This window comes from Ktedonobacter racemifer DSM 44963 (assembly GCF_000178855.1).
GTDB lineage: Bacteria > Chloroflexota > Ktedonobacteria > Ktedonobacterales > Ktedonobacteraceae > Ktedonobacter > Ktedonobacter racemifer.
Window position 1 is genome coordinate 1,428,854 of the sequence record NZ_ADVG01000001.1, and the last position, 13,571, is coordinate 1,442,424.

General features: G+C 54.2%; 8 protein-coding genes and 2 tRNA genes. 9 read left to right on the forward strand and 1 reads right to left on the reverse strand.

The features are described 5' to 3' along the window. The first annotated feature begins 463 nt into the window (after positions 1–463). From KRAC_RS06265 to KRAC_RS06285, 5 genes are all read left to right on the forward strand, one after another. A complete protein-coding gene (locus KRAC_RS06265) occupies positions 464–2,923 on the forward strand; it encodes an Eco57I restriction-modification methylase domain-containing protein (protein WP_007905346.1) in 2,460 nt (819 codons plus the stop codon). Between the two features lie 266 nt (positions 2,924–3,189). Then, complete coding sequence (locus KRAC_RS06270; RefSeq protein ID WP_007905347.1) at positions 3,190–5,004, forward strand: BACON domain-containing protein; 1,815 nt, start codon at positions 3,190–3,192, stop codon at positions 5,002–5,004. Positions 5,005–5,063: 59 nt separating this feature from the next. Next, positions 5,064–7,067 carry a serine/threonine protein kinase gene (locus KRAC_RS60920; RefSeq protein WP_052568021.1) on the forward strand — a complete coding sequence of 668 codons (2,004 nt, stop codon included), beginning with the start codon at positions 5,064–5,066 and terminating at the stop codon, positions 7,065–7,067. Positions 7,068–7,247: 180 nt separating this feature from the next. Further along, on the forward strand, positions 7,248–8,018 hold the full coding sequence (locus tag KRAC_RS06280) for an SIR2 family NAD-dependent protein deacylase (RefSeq protein WP_007905349.1): 771 nt from the start codon (positions 7,248–7,250) through the stop codon (positions 8,016–8,018). Positions 8,019–8,056: 38 nt separating this feature from the next. Next, the gene (locus KRAC_RS06285) at positions 8,057–8,848 is read left to right on the forward strand and encodes an alpha/beta hydrolase family protein (RefSeq protein ID WP_007905350.1); all 792 of its coding nucleotides are present in this window, start codon (positions 8,057–8,059) and stop codon (positions 8,846–8,848) included. Positions 8,849–8,884: 36 nt separating this feature from the next. Here the strand turns inward: KRAC_RS06285 and KRAC_RS06290 are convergent, their stop codons facing one another. Next, positions 8,885–9,592, reverse strand: coding sequence for a hypothetical protein (locus KRAC_RS06290; RefSeq protein WP_007905352.1), 708 nt, complete (start codon positions 9,590–9,592; stop codon positions 8,885–8,887). Positions 9,593–10,009: 417 nt separating this feature from the next. Between KRAC_RS06290 and pgmB the strand changes: the two genes are divergently transcribed. The 4 genes from pgmB to KRAC_RS06310 all read left to right on the forward strand — a co-directional run bounded on the left by pgmB (position 10,010) and on the right by KRAC_RS06310 (position 13,433). After that, positions 10,010–10,657, forward strand: a complete 648-nt coding sequence (gene pgmB, locus KRAC_RS06295; RefSeq protein WP_007905354.1) for a beta-phosphoglucomutase — start codon at positions 10,010–10,012, stop codon at positions 10,655–10,657. Between the two features lie 98 nt (positions 10,658–10,755). Continuing rightward, entirely contained in the window at positions 10,756–12,942 is a 2,187-nt protein-coding gene (locus KRAC_RS06300; RefSeq protein ID WP_052568023.1) for a glycoside hydrolase family 65 protein, read from the forward strand. Between the two features lie 261 nt (positions 12,943–13,203). After that, positions 13,204–13,280: transfer RNA gene (locus tag KRAC_RS06305), tRNA-Glu, on the forward strand. 76 nt (positions 13,281–13,356) lie between these two features. After that, positions 13,357–13,433, forward strand: a tRNA-Glu gene (locus tag KRAC_RS06310). Positions 13,434–13,571: the final 138 nt, after the last annotated feature.

Below are 13,571 nucleotides of genomic sequence, written 5' to 3' on the forward strand. Positions count from 1 at the left end.
AACAGATTTTGAGCCTGTAACAGCGTCTCAAAACTCATCTCATAATCAAAGCCTCGTGCTCTACACCACATGACGGGTTTTTGAGACGAAAAACCCACCAGATGCGCAACGAGTTTTATCTCATCAGTAATTTGGCTTGAAAGCATATTTCTTGACACTCCACCCTCCATAAGGCAGAGATACTTCTGTTCCCTTGTCAGTAAAAACACGCAAGCATTGAACGGACCAGCAAAGTTCTTTAAGCTAAATTTGCGCAAGCCGCAGATAATTCCAGTTTTTTAGCCATTGTACCAAGCTGTACGCATCTTGACACGGAGCACATACAAATATAAAGGGAGTCCGTTTGGCAACAAAAACCAACCATAAAATACTATAAAAAATCAATTAAACACTATATTTCCAAATTCTGGTATTCTATACTAGAAGGTTTTTTTGTTTCAGTAGAGATCAAGGGTCGCCTGGTTTGAGGAAAACGCAAGAACAGGTTATTCGCCGCTTTTATAAGCAATTTGAGCAGGAGCGCTACCACTTTCTCGCTGCGCTCTCGGGCATTGAAGAGAGCCGTGAGCGCGAGCACTATGCCTCGTTGCTCCTCTATCGCCTGCTCTTCCTCGCCTTCCTGCAACAGCGGGGCTTCCTGGCGGGCAATCCACGCTATCTCTTCGAGCAATTCCAGCAGACACAAGAACGCTATGGACCCAATACGTTCTATCACCACTTCCTGCTACCGCTCTTTCACGAAGGCCTGAGCAAAGCCCAGCGCACACCTGAGCTACTCGCACGCCTGGGTTCTGTTCCCTTCCTGGGGAGCAACTTCTTCGCGCAGCACGCCATCGAGCAGCGCTATCCTACGCTCCACCTTCCCGACCAGAGTTTTCAGCGACTCTTCGCCTTCTTCGATACCTACGAGTGGCAGCTTGACGCATCAGCCTCTGCTTCTGGCACTAAAGATGTCATCAATCCGGACATACTTGGGCATATCCTGGAACAATATGTCAATCAACAGCAGATGGGGGCCTACTATACACACGACGATGTGACCTCCTATATCGCACGCTATACCCTACTCCCCTATCTACTACAAAAAGTCGCGCAACAAGCCCCCGAGGCCTTCTCGCCATCATCGCCTCACTGGCAACTCCTGCGCACACAGCCAGAGCGCTATCTCTATGCCGAGATGGGGTGCCAAAGAGAGCTTCCCGGCGAAACAGCGCAGGAATACACACAACGTCAAGCACGCTATACACATCTCTTGCACACGCTCAAAGCGGGCGAGATTCACACGTTTGATGCTTGTATCACTCACAACCTGGATATACAGCTCTTTGCACGCGATCTGCTCACAGTGTCGTTTCCTCTGCAACTGGTACGCACTTTTTATGCAGAACTCTGCCAGGTCTCGATTCTCGATCCCACCTGCGGCTCAGGGGCCTTTCTCTTCGCGGCCCTCAATGTGCTAGAACCACTCTACGAGGCGTGTCTCCTCCGTCTTAGTGGACCTATTTCAGTGCAAAAGAAATATAGTCTGCTCAAGGCCATTATCACGCGCAACCTGTATGGTGTCGATCTCATGGAGGAGGCCATTGAGATTTGCACGCTCCGCTTCTTTCTCAAACTGCTGGCGCAGCTTCAAGGCGTGGGAGGTATTGAGCCTCTGCCCGCACTTCAGCAGAACCTACATGTGGGTAATGCGCTGGTAGGCTATGTTCATGCTCCAGCAAATTATCCCAATCCGCAAACGCCGCGCGAACTCGACTATGCCTTGGCTACTGCATATGGCATTGATCCTGCTGATGACGAAGCCTTTGCCCGCTGGTGCGCCAGTCACCAGCCTCTTCACTGGTGGGCCACCTTCCCCGAGATCCAACAACAGGGCGGCTTCAGTGTCATTCTGGGAAATCCCCCCTACGTAGAGTACGAGGCGCGTAAGTTCGCCTATCGCCTACCACGCTATGAAACAGCCGCCTGCGCCAACCTCTATCCCTGCATTATCGAGCGTAGCGTCCAACTTCTCGCTCCAGATGGCAGGCAGGGCATGATCCTGCCTCTGGCGGCCTTCGCCACACGCAATATGCTTCCCTTCTTGCGAGGCTTTAAACGCTGGTTTTCCACAAGCTGGCTCTCGTTTTACCACTTCCGGCCCGCCATGCTCTTTGGAGGTCATAAAATTGCCAGTATCCCTACCGCCATCTACCTGGCAAGCGCCAGCGGCCCAGAGCAGCGCTTCAGCACGCATATACGCAAATGGAGCACGGAACAGCGCCCAGCTCTCTTCCCTACGCTCGCTTATAGTCCTGTCACCGTGAACACTGATGCCGCGAACCCTCATTACTATCCAAAGTTCGGCCACACCAGTGAGAACGCGATTCTAGCCAAGCTCCTACGGCAGGAGACAATTGAGCGCTACCTCTCGCCCCACCCCAACCAGAATTGCATGTACTATCGCTCGGCTGGCGGACTGTACTGGAAGGTCTTCATTAACTTTCCCTGGCCCTATCACACCACGTCCAATAAGTATTGTTCTTTTCAAGCGCCTTACCACCGCGATGTTTTCGTGGCGCTTCTCAATAGCTCGCTCTTCTGGTGGTACTATACCGTCACGTTTGATACCTTCAACCTCAAAGACTATATGCTCTTTGGTTTTCGCTTTACCTATCCCCAGGATCCCCAGGTGGTTGAGGCCTTGTGCCAGCTCTGTGAGGATTTAATGCAAGACTATCGCCATAACGCCCTCCATCGGCGCCGGGGGCAGACCGGCAGCTATACCGTCTATGCCAAAAAAGCTAAGCCGATCATTGATGCCATAGATGCGCTCCTGGCCCAACACTATGGCATGACAGAAGAGGAGCTGACCTTTATTCGCACCTATGACCTTAAATATCGCCTCGGCTCCGAAGAGCAGGAGCTTCTCTCCTCCCGATAACAAGCGCACCACTTCATGCACAAGAAATGCCTTAAGCTCACGTCTTTGCAGTGTAAGGCTCTGAAACTATTTTGTGGTACACATCACAGGGAAACTGTCATATTTTTTACTTCAAAACCCAACAATACATGGTACCATACAAAGTGGAACTCTTATCCAATTCCACTTTTGACATCACAAGCTGCATCTTTTATACGCAAAGAAGGACTTTTCATTTCGATACATACCCTGCTAGCAACCAAGCAGAGAAAAGTAGAGACAACACGATGATGCATTGCAAACATTGTGGTACACTCAATCCCGCCGAAGCAGGTTTCTGCGGAAATTGTGGAAAAAACCTGGAGCAGCTCGCCAGCGACGACTTTACCAGGCAGCGTAATCCTGTCCTACAAGCTGATGCCCTGACCCAGATTTCGGGTCCACACATACCCATTTCCTCGTCTAATCCGGCGACTCCTCCCCCGGCCTATACCACGCCTCCCACTACGCCTATTACACCCATGCATCGCCCGACCCCCTTTCCAGCGTCAACGCCAGAGGAGGAAGAAGAGGAGCGCCGCAAACGCGCAGCCCTCCTTGGTCTCCCCTTGATAGGCGCGGCATTCGAGCAAGCGCCCAATAATGTCCCTACTATCCAGGGCACGCCCAGCCAGCCAGGCATACCAGGTGCCAACGGGACGCCAAATATGCCCTCACCCATGAGCAACATGCAGGCGGGGCTTATGCCAGGTCCCGGTGGCAATTTCACCCCGGGAGGACTCCCAACAGTGGCCCAGCCACCCATTTCACTACCACCACCCGTCTATACGCCCCCGACATCATCGCCGCAACCAGGCCCTCCTGGCTCGCCCCAGCCAACCACGCCCCCGAGCCACCCTGGTTGTCTCTCCTGGCTGCTGATCGCGCTTACCGTACTCGTGATTCTGGCCAGCATCGGAACCCTCGGACTAGTGCTCTTTACCCCCGCTCTCAGCCTGGATGGAGCTTCGGTCGTGCAGGTCGGCAATACATATCAACTCTCAGGGCAGGGCTTCCTACCCGGAACCTCGGTTACGCTCACGCTTGATGGCAACACACCCATTCTGTTCGCCGCTGGCTCACCCCCTGGCAGCGTACGACAGACACATATGCAGGTTGGAAACGTTCTTTCCACACAACATCCAACACTTGGGAGCAATACACTGACCGTCAGCGCCCTGGGAACCTTTAAGGTCTCACTCCATATTGACAATACCTGGCATCCAGGCAAGCATACGATTCAAGCCAGTGGCAGTTCTGTCCAGCACACAGCCTCGCTTGAGGTGACGGTCACCCAGAATGGTGTTCACCTCCCAACTCCAACCACCACTGCGACCAGCACCCCCACCACTACGGATACTCCAACGGGCACGGACACTCCCGTTCCTACGGATACACCCGCGACCACGGATACTCCTGCATCAAATCCCCCCGCGCTGGACGTCGTCAACCCTGCCAGCGTCTCACTAAGCGCAACCGCTGGTAGCAACCAATCGACAACTGCCACGGTCACACTCACTACACGCGGCAGTGGAACACTCACCTGGCAGTCAAGCTGGAATGCCTCCTGGCTCAATGTGTATCCCTCGCAGGGCCAGATTGAAGCTCCAGGCACACAGACAATTCAAGTGAGTGCTAATGCCAGCCAGTTAAAAGCCGGGACCTATACGACCTCGGTCGTCTTCTCCAGCCAGGCCAGTTCTAGCTACAGCACGCTTACCGTCACACTGACCGTCAAAGCGGCAACCGTCGTCTGCATCAATACCTCTCCAACCTCCATTGCCATGAAGAGCGTCAATGGCGGCATGGATCGCGCGCAGATTACGCTAACCAATTGTGGTAACGTAAGCTCCGATTGGAGCGCAACCAGTTCTGCCACATGGTTAAACCTCTCGCTATCCTCTGGTACACTGAGCGCGGGACAACAGGCGACGACGCTTGCGACTGCTCCCAATAGAGTTCAATTGAAAGACGGAACCTATATCGGCTACCTTACCTTTACCAGCGGCTCCAAACAGGTCACAGTAACGGTCACACTTACTGTTTCAACAATCATTACCTGATAGGACGCTTGAGCACGAAAAGCTCGACAATGATAGAATAGAAGAGAGAGTTTGGTGATGTGGATGTGCAGAGGGCGGCCCTTGTCTGCCCCCTGCACATCCACATCACCAAACTAAGCGAGCGCCGCAGGCGCGAGACTGCTGTTTCGGGAGTTATAATGCCACAAGATGCACTCATTGGCACACAGATCGAAGCCTATCAGATAAAGGCAGCCATTGGCGAGGGCGGCATGGCACGCGTCTACCGCGCGTATCACGATCGTCTGCAACGCGATGTTGCATTAAAAGTGATTCTGCCACATCTACTTGATCAGGGGCAGAACCAGGATAAGGCGGAGTTCATCGAGCGCTTCAAACGCGAGGCCCTGCTTATCGCCAAACTGGAGCATCCCAATATTGTGTCGGTCTATGACTTCGGCGAGGCCCGTATCCAGGGCGAGACGCTGACCTACCTGGTCATGCAGTATGTTGGTGGGGGAACACTACGCAACTATATGCGCGATGGTCAGCCCGTTGATCCACGACGCGCGACACGCTATATCCTCCAGATGGCGCGCGCCCTCCATCACGCCCATCTCCGGGGCATCGTCCACCGCGATATCAAACCCCAGAACATGCTTGTCTCCTCCAGCGACCAGAATCACCTGCTGCTCTCAGACTTTGGCATCGCCAAACTTTTCTCTACTCAGGATGAGGCGCCACGCGCGACCCTGGCTCAGGCACACGCCAATCCAGCCCTGACGCAGATAGGCCAGATCGTCGGAACGGCGGCATATATGGCGCCAGAGCAATTTAACGAACAGCCTGTGGATGCACGCAGTGATATTTATGCCTTGGGTGTGGTGCTTTACCAGATGCTTGCGGGCCAGCGCCCCTTCCAGGCCGAAAACTTTACCGGTTTTCAATACCAGCACACCTTCCAGCCGCCTGCCCCCATTCGTGCTACCAACCCCCAGGTTCCCGAGATCCTGGAGCAGATTACCTTCCGCGCACTCGCCAAACGCCCCGAGCAGCGCTTTCAGACCGCAGAAGAGATGGCCGATGCCCTGGAGCAGGCTCTGACAACGCTCTCGCAGCCTTCATCGGCGATGCCGCAGCTCTCCTCTAATGCCTCAGCACTTACCCTTCCCTCACATCCATCCGCCAGGCCAACCCAGCCCAGCTATTCCACGGCTCAGGTGCTTCCGTCCTCGCCCGGAGCCTATACTCAGGCGGGAGCGCTCACCACGCCTCAGTATCAATCGAATATTACGCCCATAACCGGCCAGGGAGCTATGCCACAGACGAATCCCTACCAGGCTCCCCCTCAGACACACCAACCACGTCGCGCGCCCGCCTTCAGGCTCTCTACAGTCATGACAGTTATTTTCATCCTGCTCGCCATAGTACTCGTGGCGACCAACGTCCTCCCCCGCCTGGGCGTTAACCTGAGCTGGCCGACCTCGCCCTCCACCCAGGGAGCCCAGACCTTTACCGATACCTTCAAGTCCAGCGACAATCCCCATCACTGGCCCGTAGGGGATCTCAATGTACTCACAGCCTCACTCTCCAACACTGGCTACAACATTGTCGTGCATGATAACAACACTCATTTTCCCAATCCCCAGGCCATTGGCACCTTACCAGATAACTTTACCTGGACCGTCACCCTTCACCAGGAGACGGGGACCCAGGATCGTCTTTATGGCATGGCCTTCCATCTCATCTACGCTGGATCAAACGTCCAATCTTGCTATGCATTCATCATAGATAGAAAGGGCGATTTCGAGATCCTGCGTTACGATAGCAGCACCTCTACCCCTCAGCCGCTCTGGAGCGGAACTGCGGTACAAGCTATCCACACTGGTCTCAACACCGATAACACGCTACAGGTCATCGCTCATGGCAGCTCTTATAGCTTTAAAGTTAATAACACTCCTATCACTCTCGCCAACCATACAACCAGTATCAGCGATAGCCATTATACGGCAGGCCAGGTAGGCCTCCTGGTCACAGGCAAAGCCAATAACCAGGACCAGGAACCAGGCTACGTTGCGACCTACGCCCAACTCACATTGCCTTAGTTGTAGGGTCCATGCCAGCATGGACCCTACACTCTGGCTCCGTCCTCTGCGCGCGGCTCGTTTGCACAGGCCGCGCACTTTCGCTATAATGCTGAGGTCGTACGCAAACAAGCATATGTATGATAACTCTGCCGTTTTTGTAGCTCTTCCTCGTTTACAGAAAACACAGCCATATCGCTTATGCTCACATTACAGGAACAACTGCAAGATGCCACCGAACTGCTCCAGGTCTCACGCCGCATCGCAGTCTTAACGGGCGCGGGCATCAGTACCGAGTCTGGCATCCCCGACTTTCGCGGGCCTGGCTCCATCTGGCGCGCCAACCCGCCCGTAAGCTATCGGGACTTTATTAACAGCGCCGAGGCGCGCCAGAAATATTGGGCGACCCGGCGCCAGTTGCGCCACCAGGTGGGCACCGCACACCCCAACGCAGCGCATCTCGCCCTGGCCAATTTAGAGCGTCTGGGATTGCTGCTAGGGCTGATTACACAGAACTTCGATGGGCTACACCAGGATGCGGGCAATACCCCCGAACGCGTCGTGGAGATGCACGGGACCTCGCGTGTGGCTAGCTGCACCCTGTGTGAAGCACGTTCGTCCATAGAAGCTTTGCAGCAGCGCATCGACGATGGCGAGCGCGATCCCCAGTGCCCTCTCTGTGGCGGCTATCTGAAGGCGGCAACTATCCTCTTTGACCAGCGTATACCCGAAAGCGAGCTTAGCCGTGCCAAGGAATATGCCGCACAGTGTGATCTCTTTATGGTTATCGGCTCATCGCTGAAAGTAACGCCTGCCTCTACGCTTCCACGCATTGCGCTACGCCGCAACGTACCACTCATCATCATTAATCTAGAGCCTACCACGCTCGATACTTACGCCGATGTCGCCATTCACAGGAAAGCTGGCGAGATACTCCCGTCCCTTGTAAAGAGTCTCACTCCTGATGCATAATCAGGTGAGGACACTTCATACAGGGAGAGGATTTGACCATGCAAGCAATCTCATTAGCCTATGGCTCAGAATCTCAGCAGTTTGGGGAGCTTTACGTACCGCCAGGACCGGGTTCACACCCGGTTGTGGTGCTTATTCACGGAGGATTCTGGCGCGCCCCTTATGACCTCACGCTAATGGAAGGGCTGGCCCAGGACCTCGTCGGTCACGGTATCGCGGTGTGGAATATTGAGTACCGGCGCGTTGGCGATCCAGGAGGAGCCTGGCCGGGGACCTTGCAGGATGTGGCCGTTGCAACGGATTATTTACGGCCCATTGCTCCAACCTACGCCCTCGACCTGGACCGCGTCATATCGGTGGGGCACTCGGCTGGCGGGCACCTGGCCCTCTGGCTGGCGGGCCGCTCACACATAGCCAAAACCAGTCAGATCTTCAGGCCCTCACCACTCCAGCTTACTGGTGTTATCAGCCTGGCAGGCGCCAGCGATCTCGAACTGGTCTGGAAACTCAATCTGGGAAAAGGTGCCGCCGCTGAATTATTGGGAGGCGGTCCCGCCGAGGTAGGGGAGCACTACGCCAGCGCCTCACCTACGGCCCTCCTCCCATTCCAGATTCCCCAGGTGCTGGTTCATGGCGACGCGGACGACCGTGTCCCTCTCTCCGTCAGCCAGGTCTACGCCCAACAGGCCCAGCAGGCAGGCGATGCCGTCCGCCTGATCTCCCTACCAGATACCGATCATTTCGAGCTAATTGATGCTAAATCGCAGGCCTGGACGCGTACACGCGAGGAGATACTTGCCTTGCTCAAGTCTCCTGGCAGAACCACATAAAAGTTGAGGAGCAGAAGCACTCGCCTCTGCTCCCCTTTATTTCGCGGGCTTGGCCTCTAATCCCACCTGCGAGGCATAGATGTTATAGGTCATCCCATCCGCTGGTAGAAACACAGCCGTGCCATAAGCGGCCTCCACAAAAGGGGAACTCCACGCCTGCTTGTACACAGTCTTGAAGAATTGTCCATCGCCCCCGTTCAATTCATAGACAGAACGCTCGCCCTTCGCCTCCAGGTTCACGTCCTCATAGCGACCCTCCAGGCGCGTCAACTTATAGCCCGAATGCAGACCAAAGATGTTCAGCCAGCCCGGAAACTTGAGCATATTGCCCTCAAGCAGCCACTGGTCGCCATTTACGAAGTAGGCCTTATCTGATGTGATATTGCCATGCTGATCGTACTGCGTCAATTCAAGGCTCATTAAATGCGGCCTACCTTCAACAGCTTGCGCATGCACACGCGCGACCTGAATCTCGCCCGTCAAGCCAAGGTAGCTCTGCGTCAGCGAGGTAATCCACAGGATGCCTACAGCCAGCAGTAGCAGCAGCACTCCGCCAATGCCTCGCCCCGGCCTCATACGTCGACGCCTGCGCTTGTAACGACGGATTCCCTCATCATCCACATACTCAACGACACGTCGGCCCCCCGCCAATCCCATTAGCGAAGAGATTAAGAGCACCAGCCCACCCACAAACAAGATGAAGAGTAGAATCTGCGGTAAACCAATTTGCACAGGATATTCCATTAGCCTGCCTGCCTCCCATAAAATTGACCTTGTATCTTACGACATGCGTATTTTCGTGTAATTACTACATCGCTTACATACTATACGATTATATGGTCGCTTTCAATTCAGCGTCTTGCCCTACAGGAATTTTCATTTCCCTTCCTGCTCTTGCCTCAGAGTAAGGGGTATGAAACGGACTCAACATAGAAACTGAACTATTATATAGTACGTCTGTGTTATTGCCTGGCTTATAAACATCATTAACACGTATTAAAATTCTCTGTGAACTCCATACTCATCCAAAGACATATGTATTTTTGTAGCCTGTTTTAGCCTCTCATTCGTTTATGGAGTAGGGGAAGAAATGCCGCAGTCCATAGTAAGGCCCTCCCCTCTTTATCGCTCGCGATTACAGCATTCGAGATGGAGCAAAACATGTCACAACCACAAGCCATTATCTTTGACCTTGATGGTGTGTTAACCGATACCTCTGAATATCACTACCAGGCCTGGAAACACCTGGCCGATGACGAGGGCATTCCCCTCACTCATGAAGAGAATGACGAGCATCTGCGCGGTGTGGGGCGCCGTGAATCGTTGATGTATATCATCCGCGGTCACCAGTATTCCGAGGACCAGATCCAGGAGATGATGGAGCGCAAGAATCGCTACTATCACGCCTTCATCGAACATATGACCCCTAAAGAGGTCGTAACCGGCGGCGTGGCGCTCCTCGAAGAGATCAAAAGCGCGGGCATCAAAGTTGCGATTGCCTCCGCCAGTAAGAACTCTCACCTGGTACTTGACCGCCTGCAATTGACTAGCTACTTCGACGGTATCGCCGATGGCAACTGCGTGGTAAACGGCAAGCCCGCGCCCGACATCTTCGTCTATGCCGCGGGACTCGTCAATGTGTTTACCCCTAACTGCATTGGTGTTGAGGATGCCGATGCTGGCATTCAAGCTATCAAGGCTGCGGGCATGAAGGCGGTCGCCATTGGACCCGCCTCACGCTTTCATGGCCCTGATAAGGTCCTCCCCAACATGGAAAATAAACACTTAAAAGACTTACTCGTTGAGTAAACATCGTGACGTCTATAAGAGGAACCCAAAAAGCGACACAAGGGCATGTCTGCCACCCACACAGTAGGGATTTGTTAGGGAAAAGGAAGAGGAATTTTGTGAATCACTGGCACATCAACGAGGACGCGTTCGATCCAACACTCAAAAAGGTGCTGAGCCAGGAAACCGTCTTTACGATTGGTAATGGCTATTTCTGCACACGCGGCACGTTCGAGGAAGGGTATCCTCGCAATAATCCCGCGACCCTCCTCTATGGCGTCTTTGATCATATTCCCGTCGCCAAGGAGGAACTCGCCAACGCTCCCGATTGGACCTTGATCCAGCTCTTTCTCAATGGCGAACGCTTTCGCCTCGATCGTGGCACCATCTTAGACTATCATCGCTCGCTTGATCTCCGCCAGGGATTGCTCAAGCGCAGCATCCTCTGGCGCAGTCCCGCTGGCATCGAGGTGCGCGTTACCAGCGAGCGTTTCGCCAGCCTTGACGATGAACATGTAGGCGCCATTCACTATAGCGCTACCCTGGAACAAACGCCACAGGGCCAGCCCTGCGAAGTCGCCATCATTGCGACTCTCAATACCGCCGAGGGCAACTACGACGTCATGCACCTGGAGACCGTCGACCAGGGCAACGTCGATGACCTCCAGTGGCTACATTGTGAGACCAAGAAGACGCTCGTACAGATCGTCATGGCCACGACCTTTCAGAGCGAGATACCCAACTTTAGCAAGGAGCCGCTCAACTCAGATATCGCGCCCGCCATCCGCTACAGCGGCACACTCAAACCTGGGCAGACCTTCTCGGCCGATAAACTAGTCGTGATCTATACCTCGCGGGATGCCACCGATGATCCCCGCACAGCAGCCATTCAACATCTCCAGAAGCTCCAGTATGATACAGAGTTCCCGTATGATCAGCTTCTCGCCAATAACCGCGAGGCCTGGAGTGCTTTCTGGAATCGCGCTGACATTATTATTGAGGGCGACGAAAAGGCCCAGGTAGGAGCACGCTATAACCTGTATCAACTGCGCATCAACGTCTCTTCCCATGATAGTCGCTATAGCGTGGCAGCCAAGGGCATGACTGGCTTTGGCTATCGTGGACATGTCTTCCACGATACTGAGATCTTTATGCTGCCTTTCTATACCTTTGTCATGCCAGAGGTGGCACGCAACCTGCTGATCTATCGCTATCGCCTGCTCGATGCCGCGCGCCAGAAGGCGACCAGTAATGGTTTCCAGGGAGCCCAATTCCCCTGGGAGAGCACCTTGAGTGGCGGGGAGACAACGCCTAGCTCCATCATCCATCCCGAAACAGGCGAGGTCATTCCCGTCCTCAACGGCTTTATCGAGATCCATATTACCGCCAGCATTGCCTATGCCACCTGGCGCTACTGGCACGTGACCGGCGATGATACCTTTATGGAGAAATTTGGGTCAGAGATCTTGCTCAGTAGCGCCCTCTTCTGGGTCAGCCGCGTGGAAGAAGACGCGGAAAAAGGCGATTATGTGATTACTGATGTGATTGGTCCCGATGAGTGGCACGAGCACGTCAACAACAACGTCTTCACCAACTTCATGGCCCGGCAGAATATCAAATATGGCCTGGCAGCGTTGGAGTGGCTACAACAACATCACCCGGAGAAGGCGGAGCAGCTTGCACACCAACTCGAACTGACAGAGCAAGACCTGGCACACTGGCACGAGGTGAGCAACAAAATTCGCCTACCACGAGATCCTCAGACCAGCCTCTTTGAGCAGTTTGATGGCTTCTTTAATCTTGAGCCTCTCGATCAAAGCAAGTATCACGGTCGCAAGGATTCCTACCAGGGCATTCTGGGCGTCCACGCGATCCAGAAGTACCGTATCATCAAACAGGCCGATGTGCTTATGCTGCTGACCATTCTCACCGAAGAGTTTGATGAGCAAACCAAGCGTGTCAACTGGGACTACTACAGTCCAATCACCGATCATGACTATGGCTCCTCACTCACACCCGCTCTCCACGCCGTCCTGGCCAGCGAGCTCGGTGAGACGCAAGTGGCCTACCAATTACTGATGAAGGGCGCGCTGGTGGATATCGAGAACCTGCGTGGCAACACGCCAGAGGGGATCCACGCGGCCTGCGCGGGCGCGGTCTGGCAAGCCATCGTCTTTGGCTTCGCGGGCCTACGCATCAAAGACGACCAGGTACGCATCAACCCCCATCTCCCCGAGCGCTGGACGCGCCTGGCCTTCACTATTCAATTCAGAGGTCAGACCATGCCCTTTGATATCCATTCCTGAAGCAAACGTTTGAGGTGAAGTAGGAGAGTGTGCTGCGGGCTTCGCCCGCAGCACACTCTCCTACTTCACCTCAGCGAGCGCCGCAGGCGCGAGAAGTGAAAGCAAGTTTCTATGCATGAGCCTACCTGGCCGCCTCATGACTTTTAGGCTGCTGGAAGAAATAGCCTGCAAAACTCTTGACAACGGCCCCGCTATCATGTATTATTCACACCGTGCTAAGTCGATGGCAGCGAGACCTGCCCCGACAAGCATCAAAAGTCCGGCGCATTCGTCTAGTGGACTAGGACGCCGCCCTCTCAAGGCGGAGATCACGGGTTCGAATCCCGTATGCGCTACCATACGTTTCCCTGAGACAAGGGATAAGCCCTTGTCTTCTTTTTTGCTTACACTAATCACCCGGTGGTGATACGCTCTGGCGCATTCGTCTAGTGGACTAGGACGCCGCCCTCTCAAGGCGGAGATCACGGGTTCGAATCCCGTATGCGCTACCACTTCAATAAACAAAGAGACAAGGGCATTAGTCCCTTGTCTCTTTGCTATGTATGGCAGATTTTGCTATATTTACTATGAGCTTTCCTGGGGAGGCATTCTCGGTTTTACTCACCCGGTCTCCCCATAACCAAAACCCA

Bases quoted from the DNA above. Each gene is read 5' to 3' on its own strand.
- KRAC_RS06270 (WP_007905347.1), top strand. From the start codon at position 3,190: ATGATGCATTGCAAACATTGTGGTACACTCAATCCCGCCGAAGCAGGT.
- KRAC_RS06280 (WP_007905349.1), top strand. From the start codon at position 7,248: ATGCTCACATTACAGGAACAACTGCAAGATGCCACCGAACTGCTCCAG.
- KRAC_RS06285 (WP_007905350.1), top strand. From the start codon at position 8,057: ATGCAAGCAATCTCATTAGCCTATGGCTCAGAATCTCAGCAGTTTGGG.
- KRAC_RS06290 (WP_007905352.1), bottom strand. From the start codon at position 9,592: ATGGAATATCCTGTGCAAATTGGTTTACCGCAGATTCTACTCTTCATC.
- pgmB (WP_007905354.1), top strand. From the start codon at position 10,010: ATGTCACAACCACAAGCCATTATCTTTGACCTTGATGGTGTGTTAACC.